This window comes from Plantactinospora sp. B5E13 (assembly GCF_039871775.1).
In the GTDB taxonomy this organism is placed as follows: domain Bacteria; phylum Actinomycetota; class Actinomycetes; order Mycobacteriales; family Micromonosporaceae; genus Plantactinospora.
In genome coordinates, this window is record NZ_JBDPLT010000007.1 from 38,889 (window position 1) to 60,769 (window position 21,881).

Annotated in this window: 15 protein-coding genes; 4 read left to right on the forward strand and 11 right to left on the reverse strand. The window is 73.3% G+C overall.

Going from position 1 to position 21,881, the window contains the following annotated elements:
- The first annotated feature begins 132 nt into the window (after positions 1-132).
- On the forward strand, positions 133-1,167 hold the full coding sequence (locus tag ABGB05_RS08690) for a hypothetical protein (RefSeq protein WP_347652685.1): 1,035 nt from the start codon (positions 133-135) through the stop codon (positions 1,165-1,167).
- A gap of 37 nt (positions 1,168-1,204) precedes the next feature.
- On the opposite strand, the gene ABGB05_RS08695 is transcribed toward ABGB05_RS08690, so the two are convergent.
- The 3 genes from ABGB05_RS08695 to ABGB05_RS08705 form a co-directional block, all read right to left on the reverse strand.
- Complete coding sequence (locus tag ABGB05_RS08695; RefSeq protein WP_347652686.1) at positions 1,205-3,580, reverse strand: glycoside hydrolase family 65 protein; 2,376 nt, start codon at positions 3,578-3,580, stop codon at positions 1,205-1,207.
- Positions 3,577-4,434 carry a beta-phosphoglucomutase family hydrolase gene (locus tag ABGB05_RS08700; protein WP_347652687.1) on the reverse strand — a complete coding sequence of 286 codons (858 nt, stop codon included), beginning with the start codon at positions 4,432-4,434 and terminating at the stop codon, positions 3,577-3,579. Before ABGB05_RS08700 ends, ABGB05_RS08695 begins: the two co-directional genes overlap by 4 nt.
- Positions 4,435-4,599: 165 nt before the next feature.
- Positions 4,600-5,487, reverse strand: coding sequence for a LysR family transcriptional regulator (locus ABGB05_RS08705; RefSeq protein WP_347652688.1), 888 nt, complete (start codon positions 5,485-5,487; stop codon positions 4,600-4,602).
- 118 nt (positions 5,488-5,605) lie between these two features.
- On the opposite strand from ABGB05_RS08705, the gene ABGB05_RS08710 reads away from it, so the two are divergent.
- Positions 5,606-5,953, forward strand: a complete 348-nt coding sequence (locus tag ABGB05_RS08710; RefSeq protein ID WP_347652862.1) for a nuclear transport factor 2 family protein — start codon at positions 5,606-5,608, stop codon at positions 5,951-5,953.
- Positions 5,954-5,973: 20 nt separating this feature from the next.
- Here the strand turns inward: ABGB05_RS08710 and ABGB05_RS08715 are convergent, their stop codons facing one another.
- The 5 genes from ABGB05_RS08715 to ABGB05_RS08735 all read right to left on the reverse strand — a co-directional run bounded on the left by ABGB05_RS08715 (position 5,974) and on the right by ABGB05_RS08735 (position 13,351).
- Complete coding sequence (locus ABGB05_RS08715; RefSeq protein ID WP_347652689.1) at positions 5,974-7,503, reverse strand: multicopper oxidase domain-containing protein; 1,530 nt, start codon at positions 7,501-7,503, stop codon at positions 5,974-5,976.
- A 124-nt stretch (positions 7,504-7,627) separates the two neighbouring features.
- Positions 7,628-8,116, reverse strand: coding sequence for a DUF4442 domain-containing protein (locus tag ABGB05_RS08720; RefSeq protein ID WP_347652690.1), 489 nt, complete (start codon positions 8,114-8,116; stop codon positions 7,628-7,630).
- Positions 8,117-8,143: 27 nt separating this feature from the next.
- On the reverse strand, positions 8,144-9,457 hold the full coding sequence (locus ABGB05_RS08725; protein WP_347652863.1) for an ABC transporter ATP-binding protein: 1,314 nt from the start codon (positions 9,455-9,457) through the stop codon (positions 8,144-8,146).
- Positions 9,458-9,665: 208 nt separating this feature from the next.
- Positions 9,666-11,333: a hypothetical protein gene (locus tag ABGB05_RS08730; protein ID WP_347652691.1), complete on the reverse strand. Its 1,668-nt coding sequence runs from the start codon at positions 11,331-11,333 to the stop codon at positions 9,666-9,668.
- A complete protein-coding gene (locus ABGB05_RS08735; RefSeq protein WP_347652692.1) occupies positions 11,330-13,351 on the reverse strand; it encodes a glycosyltransferase in 2,022 nt (673 codons plus the stop codon). The genes ABGB05_RS08730 and ABGB05_RS08735 overlap by 4 nt, the downstream gene beginning before the upstream one ends.
- A 155-nt stretch (positions 13,352-13,506) precedes the next feature.
- On the opposite strand from ABGB05_RS08735, the gene ABGB05_RS08740 reads away from it, so the two are divergent.
- Complete coding sequence (locus ABGB05_RS08740; RefSeq protein WP_347652693.1) at positions 13,507-15,168, forward strand: glycosyltransferase; 1,662 nt, start codon at positions 13,507-13,509, stop codon at positions 15,166-15,168.
- A 64-nt stretch (positions 15,169-15,232) separates the two neighbouring features.
- On the opposite strand, the gene ABGB05_RS08745 is transcribed toward ABGB05_RS08740, so the two are convergent.
- The gene (locus ABGB05_RS08745) at positions 15,233-16,351 is read right to left on the reverse strand and encodes an FAD-dependent oxidoreductase (RefSeq protein ID WP_347652694.1); all 1,119 of its coding nucleotides are present in this window, start codon (positions 16,349-16,351) and stop codon (positions 15,233-15,235) included.
- A 106-nt stretch (positions 16,352-16,457) separates the two neighbouring features.
- Between ABGB05_RS08745 and ABGB05_RS08750 the strand changes: the two genes are divergently transcribed.
- Positions 16,458-16,805 carry a helix-turn-helix domain-containing protein gene (locus ABGB05_RS08750; protein WP_347652695.1) on the forward strand — a complete coding sequence of 116 codons (348 nt, stop codon included), beginning with the start codon at positions 16,458-16,460 and terminating at the stop codon, positions 16,803-16,805.
- 58 nt (positions 16,806-16,863) lie between these two features.
- Here ABGB05_RS08750 and ABGB05_RS08755 read toward each other — a convergent pair whose 3' ends face one another.
- A complete protein-coding gene (locus ABGB05_RS08755) occupies positions 16,864-19,284 on the reverse strand; it encodes a glycosyltransferase family 2 protein (RefSeq protein ID WP_347652696.1) in 2,421 nt (806 codons plus the stop codon).
- A gap of 19 nt (positions 19,285-19,303) precedes the next feature.
- A complete protein-coding gene (locus tag ABGB05_RS08760) occupies positions 19,304-21,694 on the reverse strand; it encodes a bifunctional glycosyltransferase family 2 protein/CDP-glycerol:glycerophosphate glycerophosphotransferase (RefSeq protein ID WP_347652697.1) in 2,391 nt (796 codons plus the stop codon).
- Positions 21,695-21,881 lie beyond the last annotated feature (187 nt).

Genomic DNA, 21,881 nt, shown 5'->3' on the forward strand with positions numbered 1-21,881 from the left:
GCCGCCGATTCGCCCTCCGGGCGAGCCGGGGCCCAGCTGACCGGAGAATCCACCGCCGCATCGGGCGCAGCGCGCCCGTCACGGCGTACGCCCGGTCAGCCGGCCCGGTGGTCGGCCGACGGAGGGGCTTGCATGACAGGATCCGGACGTCCACGATTACCACTGGCCTTGGCGCTGCTCGTCGCCGTCGGCGCGCTCGCCACGACCGCGGTCCGCCCCGGTACGGCGTCGGCGGCGCTCGACCCCGCCGCCCCGGCCGGCGACGAGGGTGGCACACCGCTCATCCGGGACGTGCTCGAAGCCACCGGCCGGGGCTATCTGCAGGCCCGGGCCGCGCTCGCGAACGCGAAAACCCGGCAGGCGAAACTCGCCGCCGAGGTACGCCGGGTCGAGGCCCGGATCGCGGAACTGGTGCCCGAGGTCGAACAGGTCGCCCGCAACGCGTACCGGACCGGTCGGATCGGCCCGGTGCTGGTGCTGCTCGGCAGCACCTCGGCCGACAACTTCCTGGAACGCGCCCGGGGTCTGGAGACCATGGCCCTGCGGGACAACCACCGGCTCCGCCAGCTGGGCCAGGCCCGGGCCCGGCTCGTCCGGGCGAAACTCGCCCTCGACGCCGAGGTCACCGAGGAGCGCCGGCAGCTTGCCGTGATGGTCAAGCAGAAGCAGGCCGCCGAACGGGCGCTGGCGCTGGTCGGCGGCGAGTCGACCAGGGGGTTCGTGGCCGTCGAGTCACCGGTGGCCCGGTCCGCGCCGCGCGACGCCGACGGGTCGTGGCCGGCCCAGACCTGCAGCCAACCGGACCCGACCACCAGCGGCTGCGTCACCCCCCGCACCCTGCACGCGCTGACCGAGGCGCGCCGGGCCGGCTTCACCCGGTTCACCTCCTGCTTCCGCCCGGGCGGGCCGTACGAGCACCCGAAGGGCCGGGCCTGCGACTTCTCCGCCGAGAAGCGCGGGTTCGGCGGCGACGCCAGGGGCGGCGACCGGACGTACGGCAACAACCTCGCCGCGTTCCTGGTCCGCAACGCCGACCGGCTCGGCATCCTCTACGTGATCTGGTACCGGCAGATCTGGTTCCCGGCCACCGGCTGGAAGTCGTACGGCAGCGCGCACGGCGACCCGTCCAGCGACCACACCAACCACGTACACCTGTCGCTGCTCTGAGGTGCGGCGGCGCCGACGCGACACCCGGCCGGGCGGCCTACGGCTCGCTCTCGGTCGCCCGGCGCACCGGGGCCCGGCCGTCCGGCTGGGCCGGCTGCGGCCCGGTCGGCCGCATCGGCGGCACCGGCAGGGTCACCGGGTCGTCGCAGGTGACCCGGACCAGTTCGCCGTGGTGGGTCAGTTCCATCACCGCGTCCGGGTGGTCGCTGTCGCGTAGCGCGTACGTCACCTCGTGCTGGCGTACGTCGACCCGCAGGTGCACGGTCCGCCAGCGCAGCGAGAACTCCAGCCGGTCGATCCGGCTCGGTAGCCGGGGCTTGAAGCAGAGCACGTCGTCGTGGTCGCGCAGCCCGCCGAAGCCGGCGACCAGGGCGATCCAGGCCCCGGCGAGCGACGCCACGTGCACCCCGTCCCGGGTGTTCTGGTTGAGGTCGTGCAGGTCCATCAGGGCGGCCTCGCCCAGATAGTCGTGGGCCAGTTCGAGCTGCCCCACCTCGGCCGCCAGCACCGCCTGGGTGCAGGCCGACAGCGACGAGTCCCGGACCGTACGCCGCTCGTAGTAGGCGAAGTTGCTGGCCTTCTCCTCGTCGGTGAACGCGTCACCCCGCCAGTGCATCGCCAGCACCAGGTCGGCCTGCTTCACCACCTGCTTGCGGTACAGGTCGAAGTACGGGTAGTTGAGCAGCAGCGGGTACTGGTCCGGCGGGGTGCCGACGAAGTCCCACTCCTGGTACCGGGTGAAGCCCTCCACCTGCGGATGGACCTTCAGCTCCTCGTCCCAGGGGACGTACATGTCGGCGGCGGCGTCCCGCCAGGACGCGGTCTCCTCGTCGTCGACGCCGAGCCGCCACGCCTCCTCGCCGTACCGGGTGGCGGCGTCAGCGGCGGCCAGCAGGTTCCGCTGCGCCATCAGGTTGGTGTAGACGTTGTCGTTCTTGACCGCGGTGTACTCGTCCGGGCCGGTCACCCCGTCGATGTGGAACCGGCCGTGCCGGTCGTGGTGGCCCAGCGACCGCCACAGCCGGGCGGTCTCCACCAGCAGCTCCAGCCCCACCTCCCGCTCGAACTGGGTATCGCCGGTCGCCAGTACGTACCGGCGTACCGCGTCGGCGATGTCGGCGGCGATGTGGAACCCGGCGGTGCCGGCCGGCCAGTACGCGGACGTCTCCTGGCCCCGGATCGTCCGCCACGGGAACGCGGCCCCGTTCAGCCCCAGCGTCTTGGCCCGCTCCTGGGCCAGGTGCAGGGTGGAGTGCCGCCAGCGCAGCGCGGAGGCGACCGCCGACGGCAGGGTGTACGTCAGCACCGGCAGCACGAACTGCTCGGTGTCCCAGAACGCGTGGCCGTCGTACCCCGGTCCGGTCAGCCCCTTGGCCGAGATCGGCCGCAGCTCGGCGCGGGCGCCGGCCTGCAGCACGTGGAAGAGTCCGAACCGGACCGCCTGCTGCACCTCCGGATCGCCCTCGACCCGGACGTCGGAGTCGTCCCAGAAGTTGTCGAGGTAGTGCCGCTGCTCGGCGCAGAGCCCTTCCCAGCCGGAGAACCGGGCGCCGGCGATCGCCGCCCCGACCTGGTCGCGCAGCGCCGGCCGGGACCGCCGGCTGGACCAGCCGTACGCCACGTACTTGACCACCCGCAGCTCCTCGCCGGGACGGAGTACGCAGGTGACGGTGGTCCGGGCCCAGTCCTCGTACGCCTCGGTGCCGATCAGCTTCCGCTCCGGCCCGTACACCTCGTGGCTCATCTGGGCGGCGAGCCGCAGCCCGCTCGCCTTGGTGCGGTGGATCAGCAGCCCGCCGTCACTGTGCACCAGCCGTTCCTCGGCCCGCAGCGGCGACTCCAGCACCGCCGCCACCCGGGGGTCGCGGCTCTGCGACGGCAACTGCTCGTTGGCGACCAGCTCCGACTGGACGATCAGCCGCATCGGCCCGCTGATCGGCTCGACCCGGTATTCGATCGCGGCGACCGACCGCTGGGTGAAGGAGACCAGTCGGGTGCTGCGGACCCGTACCGCACGTCCGGCCGGCGAGTGCCATTCGACGCACCGCTGCAGGGTGCCGGCCCGCAGGTCGAGAACCCGCTCGTGGTTGACCAGTTCGCCGTACCGGACGTCGAACGGCTCGTCGTCGACGAGCAGCCGGATGAGCTTGCCGTTGCTGACGTTGACGATCGTCTGGCCGGATTCGGGGAAGCCGTAGCCGGCTTCGGCGTACGGCAGCGGACGCAGCTCGAAGAACGAGTTCAGGTACGTCCCGGGCAGCCCGTGCGGGTCGCCCTCGTCGAGGTTGCCGCGCAGCCCGATGTGCCCGTTGGAGAGGGCGAAGACCGACTCGGACTGGGCCAGCACGTCCAGGTCGAGCCGGGTCTCCCGGACGTGCCACGGCTCGACCGGATAGGCCCGCTCGCGGATCACCGGGCCACCTCCGGGTCGGCGCCGGGCCGGGGACCGGCCGGGCCGCCCTGGCTGACCTGGCCGCCGCCGCCCTGGCTGACCTGGCCCCCGCCCTGGCTGGCCCGGCCGTCTTCTCCGGCGTGCAGCAGCTCGGCGAGGTCGGAGACCACAACATCCGCACCGTGCCGGCGCAGTTCGTCGGCCTGGCCGACCCGGTCCACCCCGACCACGAACCCGAACCCGCCGGCCCGGCCGGCCGCCACTCCGGCCTGGGCGTCCTCGAAGACCGCCGCCTGCTCGGGACGGACCCCGAGCAGGTCCGCGCCGGCCAGGAAGGTGTCCGGGTGTGGCTTGCCGCGCAGTCCCCGCTCCCGGGCCAGCACCCCGTCGACCCGGGCCTCCACGTACGGCCCGAATCCGGCCGCCACCACCACGTCGGCGGCGTTGGCGCTGGCCGAGACGACGGCCCGGCGTAGCCCGGCGGCCTGGGCGGCTTTCAGGTACGCGATAGACCCCTGGTACGCCCGCACCCCGTCGTCGTGGATCCGCCGGAGCAGGATGGCGTTCTTCCGGTTGCCGACGCCGTTGACGGTCGCGGCGGTCGGCGGGTCGTCCGGCTGGCCCTCGGGTAGCACGATCCGCCGGGAGGCGAGGAAGGTGCGTACCCCGTCGGCCCGGGGGCGGCCGTCGACGTACCGGTTGTAGTCCTCGCCGGGGTCGTACGGCCGGAACGGCTCTCCGGTGGCGTTCGCGCGCTGCCGGAGGAAGGCGTCGAAGGTCTCCGCCCAGGCCGCGTTGTGTACCTGGGCGGTCTGGGTCAGCACGCCGTCCAGATCGAACAGGCAGGCGGTCACATGAGCGGGTAGGCCCAGCACGCCTACCAACCTAACCGCGGCGCCCTTGATCGGCACGCACAGCGGCCAGGAAGGGGCCCTTTGTTGTCGCCCGACCAGCGGTTGCCGCGCCCCCGCCAGGCCCGACCGGGCGGCGCCCCGGGGCGCGGCAGGGCACCCTCCGCCCGCCCCCACCGCTGCCGACGTTCAGCGGTCTGCGCCGGGGAAGGCCTCCCGGAGGTGCCCGAGCAGCTTGCGCAGCGCGGGATGCGGCCGGTCGGCCCAGACCAGGGCCAGCCGGGCCGGCGCCTCGACGTCGTCGATCAGCCGCGCGGTCAGCCGGTCCCGGTGGCCGTGGGCCATCGACTCGCTGAGCACCGCCACCCCGAGGCCCCGGGCGGCGAGGTCGGCGATCGCGTCGCCGGCGCTGGCCTGGAATCCGACGGTCGGCCGGAGTCCGGCGGCGGCGCAGGCGCGGTCCAGGACGGTGCGGATGCCGGTCCCCTCCGGCAGGCAGACCAGGGCGTGCTCGGTAAGGTCGGCGAGGGTCACCGTCCGCCGGTCCGCGAGCGGATGGTCCGGTGGTACGACGGCGACCAGACGCTCGCTGACGATGGTGCGGGTGGTCAGCCCGGCCGGGGCGGCGTCCGCGGTGCCGACCAGGGCGAGATCGAGGCGGCCGGAGCGGATCTGGTCGACGAGCCGGTCGGAGTTGTCCTCCCGTACCGTCACGGTCACCCCGGGATGTGCCCGGTGGAACGCGGCGAGCGCGGCGAAGAACGGCCCGACGGTGCAACCGATGATCATGCCGATGCCGAGTTCGCCCCGAATGACGCCGGTCACCTCGCCGACCGCCTGCCGTACCGCGTCGGCGTGGGCGAGCGCGGCCCGGGCCGGTTCGAGTGCGGCCCGACCGGCGGCGGTGAGGGTCGCGGTACGGGTGGAGCGGTCGACCAGGGTCGCGCCGAGCTCCCGTTCGAGCTGCCGGATCTGCGCGCTGATCCCGGACTGGCTGATCCGTACACGTTCGGCGGCGCGGGTGAAGTTCGCCTCCTCGGCGACGGCGACGAAGTACTCCAGCTGCCGCAGTTCCATAACCGCAGATTCTAGTTTTCAGCAGAACAAGCTGTTGGACTTCTGATCCGGGGCGCCGCAGGCTTGCCCGGTGGACAGTGACGAGAGGGGCGGTACGGTGGCGGACCGCGAGCGGGCCATGCGCCCGGAAGACCTGACCCGGCTTTTTGTCGAGCGCTCCAACGCCGGTGACGCCGAGGGGGTCGCCGCGCTGTACGAGGAGGACGCCGTGTTGGCGTACCCGCCGGGGAGCGTGACCGTCGGACGGGCCGCGATCCGGGACCTGTGGGCGAGGGTGCTGGCGAACCGGCCGCGTCTCGCACCGGAGGAGCCGTTGCCGACGCTGGTCAGCGGGGACCTCGCGCTCACCTCGACGCCGCCCCGGGACGGTGCCGGGGCCCGCGCCCAGGTGGTCCGGCGACAGCCGGACGGCTCCTGGCTGCGGGTCCTCGACCGGCCCGAGTTCACCCCGCCGGCAGCCGGCTGACCCGCCCGGCGGGGTGGCACTCAGTCGTGGTGGTGCGGGTTGGCGGGCGGACGGCCCGGCTGCTGGCCCGGCTCGACCACCACGAACTGGCCCATCATGCCCTGGTCCTCGTGGTAGAGCAGGTGGCAGTGGTACATGTACGGCACGTTCGGGTCGGCGTGGTCGGCGAACCGGGCGATGATCCGGATCGGCCGCCTCGTCTCCAGCAGTACGGTGTCCTTCCAGCCGCGCAGTTCCGGTGGCGGTTCCCGTCCGGCCACCGAGAGGACCTGGAACTGGACGTCGTGCACGTGGAAACTGTGCGAGGTGCCGTCCAGCTTGTTGAGTTCCCAGATCTCGGTGGTGTCCCGGGTGACCGCGAAGTCGATCCGGTCGAGGCTCATGTCGTGGTCGTTGATCTCCCGCCCGGAGAGGGTGAAGGTCCGGGTGGTCGCGGCGGAGGCCGGGTCGAGCCGGTCGATCGGGGCGAGCCGGTCCGGCACCTCCGGGGCCGGGGCGAGGGTGCCGGCGGCCCGTAGTTCGAGTACGTCGAACCGGTCGTCGCCACCGGTGAACCGCTGGCCGAAGATGTCGAGGCCCTGCTCCGGCGGGTAGCTGCGCAGCACCGCCCGTTCGCCGGCCCGGACCGGCACCACGATCTCGGCCCGCTCGCCGGGGGAGAGTCGGATCCGGTCGGTCCGGTGCGGCGCCGCCAGCAGTCCGCCGTCGGTGCCGATCAGCGCGAACTCCCGGTCGTCGGCGAACCCGAACCGGTACGTCCGGGCGGTGGAGCCGTTCAGCAGCCGCAGTCGCACCCGTTCCGTGCCCACCTCGAGGTACGGGCCGACGGTGCCGTTGACCAGCAGCGTGTCGCCGAGTACGCCGATCCCGCCGAGCAGCCCGCGTCCGGCGTCGAACCGCCCGGCGGAGTCGAAGTTCCGGTCCTGCACGATCACCGGGATGTCGTCGACGCCGTACCGTCGGGGCAGCGGCAGACCCATGGAGATCTCGTCGTCCAAGATGAACATGCCGGCGAGTCCCTGGTAGACGTGCCGTTCGGTCTCGCCGTGCAGGTGCGGGTGGTACCAGAGGCTGGCGGCGGGTTGGTTGACCGTCCAGTGCGGCGACCAGGTGGCGTTGGGGCGGATCATCTGGTGCGGCCCGCCGTCCATCACCGCCGGCAGGTGCATGCCGTGCCAGTGCACGCTCGTCGGTTCGCCGATGCCGTTGACGACGTTGACCACGACCTGTTCGCCGCGTGCGGCCCGCAGGGTCGGACCCAGGTAATCCCCGTTGTAGCCCCAGGTGGGGGTGGCGCCGCCCGGGTGGAGGTTCCGGTGGCCGGGCTGGGCGCGCAGGTCGAAGACCCGGCGGCCCTGTTCGTCGATCCGGGACCCGGCCAGCGGCGGAATCGCCAGCGGGTTGACGAAGTCGACGCGGCCGGTGGTGTCGATGGCGCTGCGGGTCCAGACCCAGGCGCCGAGTCCGGCCCCGCCGGTGCAGATGAGCAGCACGCCGGCCAGCGTGCCGACCAGTACCTTGACCCATCGCCGTGCCCCCGTGCCGGACATCCACACCCCTCCTATAGCGCGCTTCGCTACATGTAGGGTGTCTGCATATCTGGCCCGCCGTCGAGACCCACGCCGGAAAGTCAGGGTGGGATCAGGGAGCCCCGTAGCCGTGCCCGGCGGTCCTTCAGGGTCGGCGGGACAGCGGCTTCAGGGTCCAGAGCACGGTCAGTTCGGTGGTCGGCTCGCCGTCCGGGTTCTCCTCGGCCTCGATCTCGACCAGTATCGGGAACTCCGGTCGGCGCCCGGCGTCCAGTTCGGACAGCACCTCGGCAACCGGCCGGCCGAGCCGCGCCGTCGCCTGGACCGGTCCCATCGCCAGCCGGCGGTAGCCGATCTCGGCCCGAACCGCCAGCGGCACGGCCCGGTCGAAGTGCTGACCGAAGACGGCCAGCACCACCGCGCCGGACGCGGTCTCGCCGAGGGTGAAGAGCGCGCCGGCGTGCGGCCCGCCGACGTGGTTACGGGTCGCCGGCGAGTCCGGCAGCCGGACCACGACCTGCGGGGCCCCGCTGGAGTCCGGCGCCGTGAGCGCCACGAACTCGATGCCGAGGGTCTGCGCGAACGGCACCGAACCGAGCATCCCGGCGGCGAGCCGCTGTACGTCAGTGGACATGGCCGCACACTACCGGTCGGTAACTTGTCAGCGCCAGCCGACGTCGATGCGGTCCCCCCGCTCGTCGAAGAAGTGCACGGCGTCCATCCGTACCGAGACCGCCATCGGGTGACCGGCCGAGACCGCCGGGTACGGCGCCAGCCGTACCGCCAGTTCGGCGGGGCGGCGGTGGTGCCGTCCCGGGTCGTTCAGCACACTGTCCCGGGTGCCGTTCCGGCCCGGCGGCGGCACCGGCGCCGACGCGGTGGCCCGGCCGGTCAGTCGCTGCATCACCTGACCCAGCCGCCGGATGCCCCGTCCCGCACCACCGACCCGGTCGCCGCTCACCGGGGCGCCGAGGTCGTCGACGACGATCGCCGTCGCCCCGATGTCGAGGAACGCCAGCGACTCGTGCCCGTGGTGCTCCAAGTAGCGAATCCGCCCCTGGAGCACGTCTCCCGCCGTGTCCGGGGCCACCGGGGTCAACGCCTCGGCCCGCATCCCGACCACGATCCGCTCACCGTGGTAGTGCGCCACCGCCCGGGCCCGGATGTCGTCCCAGGGCAGATAGAGCGCCTGCTCCCCGAGGTTGAGCGTGACGTACCGGTCGAGGTGGACGTAGACCGTCGCCTCCAGCAGATTCATCCGGGGACTGCCGAGGAACGCGGCGACGTAGAGGGTCGCCGGCCGGCCGTACACCTGGGTCGGGGTGCCGACGTCCTGCAGGACCCCCTTGCGCATGATCGCGACCCGGTCCGCCATGGTCAGCGCCTCGGCCTGGTCGTGGGTGACGTAGACCGTGCTCACCCCGAGCTCCCGGACCAGTCCGGAGATCTCCGCCCGCAGTTCCGCCCGCAGCCCGCTGTCTAGATTGGACAGCGGCTCGTCCATCAGAAAGAGACCGGGACGGCGAACGATGGCCCGTCCCATCGCCACCCGCTGCCGCTGACCGCCGGAGAGCTGGCTCGGCTTGCGGCCCAGTACGTCGCCGATCCCGAGCGCGTTCGCCACGTCCGCCACCCGCTCACCGCGGGCGGTTTCCTCCACACCCGACAGCCGCAGCGGAAAGGCGATGTTGTTTCCCACCGACATGTGTGGATAGAGCGCGAAGTCCTGGAAGACCATCGCGATTCCACGGTCCCGTGGCGGCAGGTCGTTGGCGAGTTCACCGTCGAGCAGCACGGCACCGCTGGTCGGGTCCTCCAAGCCCGCGACCATGCGCAGTACGGTGGACTTTCCGCAGCCCGAGGGTCCGAGCAGCACCATGAACTCGCCGTCGTTGACGTCGAGACTCACCTTGTCCACCGCCACTGTCCCGTCCGGGAACACCTTGGTGACATCCTTGAGCGCGACGGTGGTCACCGTCACCTCCCCGCAGCGTAATGGGCCAACCCGGAATGACTGTGACGAGGATCATGGCATAAGCCCATCGGGTAAACGTGCCATGTTCACGTTGTGACGCAACGGTTACCGGAATCGGCGTGAAAGTTGCACGATCGTCAAGCACCCGAGGTCGTCGGGTTGAAACGAATCACCCTCTCGACACGCTGTCCCACTACCTGGCGGGCACTCAGTGCACGCGCAGTCGGACCAACCGGCGGCCGTCCGGTCCGGGTACGACCCGGACCGCGTACCGGTCGAGCCACGGATAACCGCCGGCCGGGGCCAGCACCCAGTCGACCCGGTATCCGGCGAGCAGTACGGTCCGGCGCGGCACCGGGGTCGCCGGATCAAGCAGTGTCGCCTGGTCGGCCCGGCGGCGGGGCTCGTCCGGCAGCAGCGGATCCGGCCACGGTGGAGCGACCGCGCGGATCCGGTACCGCAGCAGGGCACGGCTCACCACCGGGTCGGCGGTGAGCAACACCGCGTCCGGCCGTACCTGGCGGGCCACCCACCGGTGGTCGGACGGCACGCTCACCCGGTACGCCGCCCGGCGGGCCGGGGTGAGCTGTTCCCGGGGCAGCACCAGCAGCAGATTGCCGTACTGGACGACCAGCCCGGCCAGCAGCGTGACCACCGCGGTCGCCGCCCACAACCAGGTCGCCCCGGTACGGAGGGAGACCCGGGGCGCCGTCGCGCGCCGGACCGCCCGGACCGCCCGGACCAGTTCCACCGCCGCCGCCACCTGCAGACCGAGCAGCACGATCGGCCAGAGCCGGCCCAGGGCGTATCCACCGGTCACCCCGCCGGCCAGCACCGGAACACCGCTCAGGCCGAAGAGCAGCACCAACGGGTCGAGCCGGTCCCGGCACAGCCGTACCGCGAGTGCGGGCAGCCCCACCAGGAAGCCGAAGCCGTACCGGGCCACCGGATCCAGGTAGAGCGGCCGGTGGATCGGATCAAGGTCACCGGTCCGGGTCACCAGGTCGGTGACCCGGAAGTACGGCCAGGCGAGTGCGACGAGCACCGCCACCACGACGGCGACCGACAGGCCGCGCAGCTCGGCCCGTACCGGGGTCTCGCCGGCCCGCCGCACCAGCAGGGTCCGGCCGAACCGCCCGGCGACCAGCGCGAGCGAACCCAGCGCCGCGCCGAGCGCGGTGAACGGGTGGACGAGGACCAGCGCCCCGCCGAGCAGGCCGACCGGGATCCACCGGCCGGTCGTCGGCGCGGCCAGGGCGCGGGCCAGCGCCACCCAGCCGAGCAGCAGCAGGGCCAGCCCGAGGGTGCCCGGGTACGGCAGGATCAGCACCAGCCCGCGCAGGGTCGGAAACCCGCTCCAGCTGAGGACGGCGGTTCCCCAGAGCAGCGGGACGGCACACAGGACCAGCACCGGCGCCCACGGGTCGGCGCTGAACAGCCCGACGAACCGGCGCAGCCCGTACAGCAGCAGGGCCAGGTTGACCGGGGCGGCGGCGCTCAGCACCACGGCGGCCGGGGCGCCGGTCACCCTGGCGACCAACGCCAGCAGCAGGGTGTACGGCGTCGCGTACGGCCCGTTGACCGTCGAGTCGACCATCGGGTTGCCGGGGTGCCCCAGGTCGTCGGCGAGTCGGCCGACCGTCGCGACGTGCAGCCCGAAGTCCGCGCCCCACGGCTGGCGCAGGCTCAGGGCGACCGCCCCGAGCACCGCCAACCCCGACAGCACCAGGTACGCCGAGAGCGTCGACCGGTCAGCCCCGGCCCGGCCGGCTGCCGGGGCGGCCCGGTCCTGCTGACCGGCGGGCCGGCCCGCTGTCGGGTCGGCCCGGTCCGGACCGGCTGGCCGTCCGGGCCGGTCCGACGGCCGCGCCGTCATCCGCCCATCGCGCCGGACCCGACCGGCTCGACCGGTGACCCGCCCGATCCGACCGATCCGACCGACGTGCTGCCGGGACCGGCCGCCCCGTCGGCCGGGCCGGTACCGAACTCGGCGTGTCGGGGCAGACCTGACCACTGCACACCCCCACCCCGCAGGAAGTACTCCAGCCCGGGATCCCAGGTGTGCCCGGTCGAGCGGCGGTGGTAGACGTAGCCGAGCGGATGCGTCCGGTAGACCAGGCCACCGGCCCGCCGTACCCGGTCGATGAGGCCACGGTCGACCGACCGGGGCACCGGGCGCCAGCCGCCGACCTGTTCCAGGTCACCCCGGGCGAGCAGCATCGTGCCACCGGCGACCACCGTGGTGAAGCTCTCCGGGGCGCCCGCGTCCCGCCGTACGGTGGTGTCCAGGGCCGCCAGGTGCACGAACTCGGCGGCCTTGCCGACCAGGGTGGCGCCGGAGTGGTGCCGGGCGAGGACGAGGTCCCAGACGTGTTCGGGGCCGTACGTGTCGTCGTCGTCGAACTTGGTCACCAGGCTGCCCCGGGCCCGGGCGGTGGCCTCGCCCAGCACGGCGCCGAAGCTGTGCCCGGCCGGCACCTCGTGGATCTCCAGCGGGCGGCGGCAGTCGGCCAGCCGGGACCGCAGGTCGGCGGGGAGGGTCACGCCGTGCAGGCAGAGCACGATCTCCAGGTTCGGATAGCTCTGTGCCTCGATCGCGGCGACCGCCTCGGGCACCTGCGCCAGCCGCCGGGTGACCAGCAGCGCCGAGACCGGGGGCACCGTGGGCAGCCCCGGGAAGGCCGGGCCGGCCAACCCGGTCAGCGCGAAGGCCCGACCGTGCCGGCGCAGTACCGCCCGGCGTTGCCGGACCGCGCGGATCTCCCAGTCCAGCGGTGTCGCGTACCGGTCGGGCAGGTCGCCGGCGATCAGGTCGGCGACCTCGGCGGCGAGGTGTGCCCGGGCGGCCGGCGGCAGTTCCGTCGTGTGTACCGGGATCCCGGCCGCGATCAGCCGCAGCAGCAGCGCCGCCTCCCGGGCCGGCCGTCGACCCGGCACCGACCGGCACTCGAGCAGCCCGATCCCGGCCAGTGCCGCCGACTCCCGCTCGGTCAGCCAGGCACGGTCCGGGGGGCCGTTCAGGTCGAGTCCGTCCGGGCCGACGATCCGCCAGCCGGGCGCCGCCGAAGCCACCGGGAAGATCAGTTCTGCCCGGGGTACGTCCGGCCCGAACGGCCCGTACCGTCCGACGGGTACGGCGTGTTCGACGTCGAGCAGCACCGGTCCCGGATCGACCACCAGCAACGCCCGGTACTGCTCCTCCACCGGCACACCGCCGCCTTCGGTTGCCGACCCGGTGGCGCCACCCCGGTCCGGCCCGGCCAGTGGCGGCGTCCGGTCGTCGGGGCGCAGCACCAGGTCGTACGGGCGGATCTCGGGGTTGGCGGTGAGGTCGCCGGTGACGACCGCGAGGTGGGGTCCCGCCCCCAGCCAGTCGGGTACGACGTCCTGGGCGGTCACGTCCGGCCCGGCCGGTACGGGCAGCGGCCGTACCGGGGTGAGCAGCGGCAGGACGGCGGCGAGCACCGAACGCAGCGGGACGGACCAGCGCAGTTCGAGGTCGACGACCGCCCGCCCCCGATCCTGCCGGGGCAGCCGGATCCGCTGGTGGAGCAGGTGCGGCAGCGGGCCCAGTCGTCCGGACCAGCTCCGTTGCGGGATCCGCCACTCGTCGACGACGATCCGGACCTGACGTACCCGGGCCTGTGCGACGGGCTGGTCGAGCAGGTGCCGCAGCCAGCTCAGCGATTCGGCGGCGACGACCATCCGGACCACGAACACCCGGTGCCATGGTCTGCCCGGCCCCGCCTTCCGGCCGCCGGCCGGCGGACCGGGTACCCCGGTCAGGCCGGAGCCCAGCATGGCGACCGGCCAGCGTCGGTGCCGCCGGCGGTGCGGCGCGCCGGCCACCACGCGCCAGCGCAGGTACTTCTCCGGTTCGTCGCTGGTCGGCAAGCCGACCCCCTCATCGACTGGTGACAGAACTCAGCCTACGGGCCGCTATCGTGAAGCCACTTACAGTAGCGGTTTCTGGATCGGATTCCGACAACCTCTCGGCGCGCGGCGACAGAACGTCAGCGCTACGCAGTCAGATAACTACACTGTGGCACGTGTTGTCGTCCCCCAGCCGGGCCGCCGCTCCGGCCCACACCCCGGTCCGGTTGTTCCGCAACGACTGGAGTCCGCTCGCCCCGCCGGCCCTGGACGACTGGCGGCCGAGCCGGTCGGTGTCGCTGGTCATCCCGGCGTACCAGTGCCAGTCGACGCTCGACCTCACCCTGGCCGCGCTGCGGCACCAGACCTATCCGACCGGACTCTTCGAGGTCGTGGTGGTCGACGACGACAGCGACCCGCCGCTGCGGCTGCCGGAGATCCGCCCGGAGAACTGCCGGCTGGTCCGGGCCGACGAGCACGGCGCCGGCTGGGGGCGGGCGAACGCGTTGCACGTCGGCGCGGGGGTGGGTGACGGCGAGATCCTGCACTGGCTCGACGCTGACATGGTCGTCTTCCCGGACCACGTCGCGGCGCAGGTCCGCTGGCAGCACGCCAGCGACGAGGTGGTCACCCTCGGGTACAAGCGGTTCGTCAACCACGGCTGGGCGGTCACCCCGGAACAGGTCGCCGAGGCCTGCGCCACCGGGGCCGTCGACCGGCTGTTCCGGTTCGAGGAGACCGAACCCCACGAGTACGTCGAACGCCTGATCAACGACACCGACCAGTTGCGCGGCGGCGACCACCTGAACTTCCGGGCCCACGTCGGCGCCACCGCCGCCCTCTCCCGGAGTCTGTACGCGGAGACGGGCGGCCTGAACCCCGGTCTGCGGCTCGGCGAGGACACCGAGTTCGGCTACCGGCTCGCCCAGGCCGGCGCGGTCTTCGTCCCGGAACCGCGTGCCCGCAGCTGGCACCTCGGCCCGTCCCACATGATGACCAGGGGCGACGCGTTACGCCGGTACAACCGCCCGTTCCTGGCCGACCTGATGCCGCAGCCCCGCTACCTGCGGCCGGCCGCGAACCGGGTCTTCGCGGTGCCGCTGGTCGTCGCGGTGGTCCCGGCCGACGGGCCGTACGAGATGGTCCGCACCTGCGTGGACCGGCTGCTCGCCGGTGACCTGACCGACCTGCGGGTGATCCTGGTCGCCGACTGGGCCGAGATCGCCGACGACCGCCGGTCGATCCTCGCCGACCCGCTGCTGGAACGCCGGCTGCTCGCCGCGACGTACCGCTCCGAGCCTCGGGTGACCCTGGCCTCGGCCCGGCCGGACACCGCCTTCCCCGCCCCGTACCTGCTGGAACTCGCGCCGTGGGTCGGCGTCGACGCGGACACCGTACGGCGGCTGGTGGCGGTCGCCGACGAGTGGCAGGTCGGCCTGGTCCGGGTACTGCCGGTCGGTGCCGCTACCCCGGACGACGCGGTGACGCTCTGGCGTACCTCGGCGGTCAGCCGGGCCACCCGGGTGCGTCGAGGAGACGAGCCGCTGGACCAGGTGGTCGCCGAGGTGGCCGGCCGGCGCTGGGTCAGCGGCGACGACCTCGGTGTCGGCGACCTGCGACGCCTGCCGGAGAGCCAGTGGGTGGCCCCCCGACCCCGACTGGTCGTCCGGTCGGACAAGCGGGCCCGACGCGCCGCGATGGCCGGCGTCGAGACCATTCCGGTGGGCGGGATCCGGTCCCTGGCCAACGCCACCCGGTTCGTCGCGAACCGGTACGCCGGACTGGCCGCCGACCGCCTCCGGCAGCGGCTGCGCCGGCCCGGCCCGCCCACCAGCTGACCGGTCGTACACATGTTCCATCCACAGGCTGTGGACGAACATGTGTACGAACGCCCCGGGCGGGTCAGTCGACCTCGTCAGGTGCCGCGTCGAACAGCTCCACGAGCGTACCGACCAGCATGTTCCGACCCTTGATGTCGGCGGCGATCTCCGGTCCGGCGACCCCTTCGACCATGCCGGGCAGCAGCCCCGCGCCGCCCTCCGGGCCGAGCGGCACGAGGATGACCGGCGGCATCGGCTGATAGTCGGCGGTCTCGCCCTCGCCGGTGATCAGGTGCCGGAGGTTCGCGGCGACCAGGTCGGCCTGCGCGCTCGCCCGACCTGCCATGTTCAGGTCGGCGTCGGTCAGGTCGCCGACCGCGAAGACCCGGTCCTGGCCGAGCACCCGCAGCCGCGGGTCGACCCGCAGGTAGCCCTGTTCGTTGCGGACCTCGGCGAGCGCGCCGGTGAGGTAGTCGCTGGCCGGGGCGACCCCGAAGCAGCGGTACCAGATGTCGGCGGTCAGTTCCTCGCCCGCCTCGGTGGTCACCGCCACCGCCGCCCGGGTCGCCGGCTCGGCGGCCGGCAGTGCCCGGAGCCGGCTGCCGAGAATCAGCTCCACGCCCATCTTGTCGAGTTGACGGCGCAGCTCGTCACGGAGTTCCTGGTCGTACGGGCCGGGCAGGATGTCCGGTCCGGCGTCGACGATGGTCACCCGCTTCTCCGGGAAGAACGCCTTGATCTCGCCGGCCAGCTCCAGCCCGGACGGGCCGGCCCCGACGAGCAGCACCCGCTCGGCGCCGCGCAGCTCGGTGTGCGCCGTCCGGAGCCGGGCCCGGGCGGTCTCCACGTCCGGGTCGGCGACCTTCGCCGGGAACGGGTACGCCGATCCGGTTGCCAGGACCAGGTAGTCGGGTTCCAGGCGGGCGCCGGAGCCGAGCGTCACCTGGCGGCCGTCGACCGCCACCGCCCGGTCCCGGATGAACCGTCCCCGCCTGAGCAGGTGGTCGTAGCGGAAGAAGATCCGGTCGAGCCACTCGGGCTCGACCAGCGCTCGCCAGGCCGCCACGTTGTGCACGAACGCCTCGGTCGGGTCGACCAGTGTCACCCGGGCCACGTCGTCGAGCTGTTTCGCGACCTTGATACCGCCGTAGCCGCCGCCGACCACCACCACGTGTGGCGGATTGTCTGCCTGCTCGGTCATGTCTGTCTCCTTCTGGCCCGTTTTCGGCCTTGGAAAATCGAAGTCGTGAGCGCCAGACTAGCCGCTTCGAAAAGAAGAGCGCTACCTCCGTGGCTAGCATGGGGTCATGCCAGCGAGAACCCCGGCCGAGACGCCGGAGAGCTGCGCCCGCGCCGACGCCGCGTTGGCCCGGGCCTTCTCGCTGCTCGGCAAGCGCTGGACCGCACTCGTCCTGGGCAGCCTCAGCTCCGGCCCGGCCGGGTTCCGGGAACTGTCCCGGTCGATCGAAGGGGTCAGCGACTCGGTGCTTTCCGACCGCCTGTCGGAACTGACCGAGAACGGGCTCATCGCCCGGAACGTCGACCCGGGACCACCCGTCGCGGTCTCCTACCAGCTGACCCCCCGGGGCCAGGCCCTCATCCCGGCCCTGGACGGCGTCTCCGCCTGGGCCCGGGAACACCTGCCCGACTGCTGAGCCGCAGCCGCCTCGGGCCGTCAGCCGCTGACCGCCCCCGTCCGTGGCCGCAGCCGCCTCAGGCCGGCCGCGGGCCCAGCCGGACCACCTCGCGCTCCCGGTCGGGCAGCAGCTCCAGCCGACGGATCCCCACGTTGACGTCCCGGGGCAGCATCCGCCGCGCGGAAACGTCGAACGGCAGGTCAACCGGCATCTCGTCGGATCGTCGCCGGTACAGCGGCACCCAGTCCCCGTCCGCCGGCCCGTCCGCCCCGGTCAACGGAATCCGGACCGACCACCACGCACCCCGGACCTCGGCCGGCAACACCAGGTCCGGCAACGGCGGGCCGGTCGGCGTACCGGACTCCCGGTGGCGGAGCAGGATCCGCAGCTCGGCCCAGCCCTCGCCGTCGGACGGCAGGCCACCGGTCAGCACCAGCGTCCCGTCAGCCAACTCCGCCCCGGCGGCAACCGGACCGGGCGGCAGCACCCGCAACCACAACACGCCGTCGTCGGTCGGCCGGGCCATCAGCTCCACCGGGCCGAGCACCTGTCGTACTCCGGTGAAGTCCGCCGGCACCGGCAACTCGACCGGCTCCGCCCCCGGTTCGGCCAGCGCCACCCGCCACCCGGCCCCCGCCTCACCGACCAGCACCGCGCGACCGCCGGTCGCCGCCGGGCCGTCCCCGACGGGCCGGGCGTCCCCGTCGACCAGGCCGCTGTCCGCGACCAGATTTTCCAGCGGCACCCGCGCCGTCCAGCACCCGTCCACCGGGCCGGCGCCGGTCGGTAGCACCGGATAGGCCCGACCCACCACCCCGGTGACCCGGCTCAGGCACACCGTCGTCCCCGGCGCCGGCCTCCGCCCGGCCACCCCCTCGACCAGCAGTGCCTTCTCCGCCACCCGTACCCCGGTCACCCGGGCCCCCGGACGCTCCACCCGCAACCAGAGCCGGCCGGAACGGACGAACGGCACCACCCGCACCCCGGCGTCGACCCACCGGGCCGGCAGCGCCGGCCGGGCGTCGCCGACCGCCAGCATGCCCGGACGCGGCCGACCCGCACCGACCAGCAGCACCAGGAAACTCCAGTCCCCGATGGCCCAGCCGCCCCGGCCCCGCAACCGACGCGGGTCGACCAGGGTCGAGAAACCCGCCCAGCCCGCCCCGGGCTGCCGGCCGTCGGCGCCCGGAGGCTCGGTGCCGCCCGTCGCATGCACCCCGCCCGTCGGATGCACCCGAGTCGGCAACGGCAGCATCCGCCGCCACCGGCGGGCCGGCGCACGCAGCCAGAGCAGCCGGATCGGCTGCCACGGCCGGGCGGCGCCCCGGGACACGTCGTAGGCCAGCCCTCGGACCAGAAGCCGGTTCCCGACCCAGCGCGCCTCGTGCACCTCGGTCCGCACCCCGCCCGGCGCCCGGTACGCCCGCCGGGGCACCGCCGGATGCCCGGCGTCCAACAGTGGCAGGTCCAGATAGCGGCGCAGCCCCCGACGGACCACCGTCGACGGCTGCCCCGCCGGGCCGACCGCCAGCACCGCGAGCAGCTCCGGCAGCGCCCGCTCCCGGGCCAACCGCCAGGCGACCCGCAGCCGGGGAGCGAGCCGGTCGAGGACCGACTCGTCCACCCCGGCCAGGAAGTCGACGGTCAGGTCGAGGAACCGGCGGCGGTAGGCGTCGTCGACTACGGGCAGCAGGTCGAGGAACATCCGCAGGTCACTGCGGAGCGCGCTCTCGTCGTACCACCGTTTGAGCTCGGGTTCGGCGAGCCGGGCCAGCGACCGGCTCGCCGACGTCACCGCGGCGAACCGGTCCACCAGGTTGGGTACCTCGTCCTGGCGCTGGCTCAGCGAGCGGACGGCGCCGGGCGGCCGCTGCCGCCAGTAGTAGACCGGCAGGTCGAGCACGTCGACCTGGCGCGCCACCGCGTACGCCGGGATCGTCACCGGGATGTCCTCGTACCGGATCCCCTCCGGGAAGCGCAGCCGGTGCCCGGTCCAGAACGACCGGCGGAACACCTTGTTGCAGGCCAGCCGGTCGTAGACCAGGTTCGGCTGGTCCCGCAGGCTGATCCCGAGCCGGGTCGTGCGATGGGTGCCCCGGTGCAGCCACGACTGCCGCAGCCCCTGTCCGGTCAGCAGCGCCACGTTGCCGGAGGCGAAGTCCGAACCGGTCCGTTCCAGCGCCCCGACCAGCACCTCCACCGCGTACGGCGGCAGCACGTCGTCGCTGTCGACGAACATCAGGTACTCGCCCGTACCGTGGTCGAGGCCGACGTTGCGGGCCGCGCCCAACCCCCGGTTGTCCTGCCGGAGCAACCGGAACCGGTCGTCCCGGGCCGCCCACCCGGCCGCGATCGCCGCACTGCCGTCGGTGGACCCGTCGTCGACCAGCACCAACTCCAGCCCGCGCCAGGTCTGCCGGGCCAGCGAGTCGAGACACTCCGGCAGATAGTCCTCGACGTCGAAGACCGGTACGACGACGGTGACCAGCGCCGGCACGGCAGGACCCGCCGACCGGTCAGTCCGGCTCGCCGAGCAGGGTCCGCCGGACCACCCGCTCGGCCGCCCGGCCGTCGTCGAGGGCGCAGAACCGCCGCCGGAACCGGTCCCGGGCCCGGGTCGCCGCCGGATCGTCCACCGCTCCGGTACGGAACCGGGTCAGCAGTTCGGTGAAACTCGTCGCCACCGCGCCCGGCGCCTCCGCCAGGATGTCGAGGTACACTCCCCGCTGCCGTCGGTAGTCCGCCCAGTCCGGCGCGTAGATCACGATCGGCCGGTCCAGGCAGCCGTAGTCGAACATCGCGGACGAGTAGTCGGTGATCAGCACGTCCGCCGCCAGATAGAGGTCCTCCACCCGGGGATGGCCGGTCACGTCCCGTAGCCGGCCCACGTCGGTGCCGGCGTCCGACCGGTCGACGACCCCGGTGGAGCCGGCGACGGCGTCCGGCGGGTCGGGCGGCGCCCCGGCGGCGGCGCGCCCGGCGGTCGGGTCGAGGTAGTGGCCCCGGACCAGCACCCGGCCGGTCGGGCCGAGGACGTCGAGCAGCGCCGCCGGCTCGAACGGCGGCCGGTAACCGGGCCGGTGTTCGCGGTGCGTCGGCAGGTAGAGCACCACCCGGTCGGCGGGTCCGAACCCGAACGCGTCCCGCACCGCGCCGATCTGGGCCGGGGTGGCGTTCACCAGCCGGTCGTTGCGCGGGTAGCCGGTCTCCAGGGTGACGTACCCGGCCGGGTAGGCCCGGTCCCACATCTGGGTGGAGAAGCTGTTCGAGGTGATGCTGTAGTCCCAGCGGTCGATCCGGCGCAGCAACCGGCGGAAGTCGAGTCCGACCGCACCGGCCGGATAGCGCTGCTGGTCCAACCCCATCACCTTCACCGGCGTGCCGTGGTGGGTCTGGACGTGCACCGAGCCGCGCCGCTTCATGACGTAGTCGGGGAAGTTGACGTTGTTGACCAGCCAGCGGGCCCGGGCCAGGGCCCGCAGGTACGGCCGGGTCCCGGCCACCACGTACGGCACCCCGGGCGGCAGGGTGTCGGCCAGGTCGCGACGTACCACCCAGACACCTCGGATGTGCGGGGCGAGCCGACGGGCCTCGGCGTGGATCGCCGCCGGATTGCAGGCGTAGCCGCGATACCAGTACGCGGCGTACACCGCCAGCGTCGGGTCGATCGGACGACGCAACTGGGCGGCGTAGTAGGCCCGCCGCAGCCCCGCCCGGCCCAGCCCGACCAGCCGGCGGGCCCTCGACGGCCGTACCGTCACCGGCCCGTTCTCCGGCAGTCCCGGCCGGTCCCCCGACGGTTCCGGCCGGCTGCCCGGCAATCGCGGCCGGTCCCCCCGTTCCGGCCGGCTATTTGCCGGTTCCGAGCGGCGTCCGGTCAGGGTGGCCAGTGGCACCGCCCAGCGGGACCGGCCCGCCAGCGTGCTCCGCGACCGGTGCAGGGCGCGCAACAGCAGGTACGCCCACCAGTGGCCGCCGGCCACCAGCCGGTGCTTCACCCCCTCCGCCCCGCCCGGCCGCCGGTATCCCCCGGCTGGCCGGAAGCGCCGGTAGTCGGCGACCACCCGGTCGAAGAAGTCCCGGCGCAGTCGCGGGGAGAGTCGTCGACCGTTGCCGAGCACGATCAACTGGTGCCAGACCATCCGTTCGAAGATCAACGGGCGGAGGTCGTCGTACGCCGGTCCCCACCGGTCCATCAACGCGAAGACCCGCCGCCAGTGCGGGAAGACCTCGAAGTGCCGGTCGTCGCGGGTACCGGTGATCGCGCCGGCCCGCCGCTGCCGGTAGTGCACACACACCCGGTCCAGTACGTTGATCCGCTCGGCGGCGAGCAGCACCGGATAGCTGAACGACACGTCCTCGTACCAGCCGGGGCCGAAGCGCAGACCGAGGTCGGTGAGGAAACGTCGACGGACCACCTTGTTCCAGGCGGTGTGCAGGACGCCCAGCACCTCGGGCCGGTCCCGGACGGTGAAGACCCGCTCCCCGCTGTCCGGCACGGTACGGGTCATCGCGCTGCCGAGCGTCCGGTTGTTCCAGTACGCCCGCACGTGGTCGACGACCAGCACCTCCGGGTCGGCCCGGCGCAGCCGTTCCGCCACCACCGGCAGGCAGCCCTCGGCCAGCCAGTCGTCGCTGTCGAGGAACCAGACGTACTCGCCGGTGGCCCGGTCGAGGCCGATGTTGCGGGCCTCGCCGAGCCCGACGTTGGTGTCGAGGCGGACCGCCCGGACCCGGGGGTCGCGGGCGGCGTACTCGGTAATGATCTCGCCGCAGCTGTCCGGGGAGCAGTCGTCGACCGCGATCACCTCGATGTCCCGGACCGGCTGGTCGAGAATCGAGTCGAGGCACTCCCGCAGGTAGCCCTGGACCCGGTAGGCGGGCACCACGAAGCTGATCAGTGCCATCGGCGGTCTGGCCGTTCGGCTGGCGGCGTCATCCGTACCCTTCTCCGCCGCCAGCCGACCCGGCGCTGTCTCAGCCGACCAGCGGCGTTACCCGTTCCGTTCCCGCATCCCCGGACCGCCGCCGGCGGCCGGGTCCGGGCTGGCCCCGCCCGGTGTCACGACCTCCGACCCGACCGGTGTCGTCACC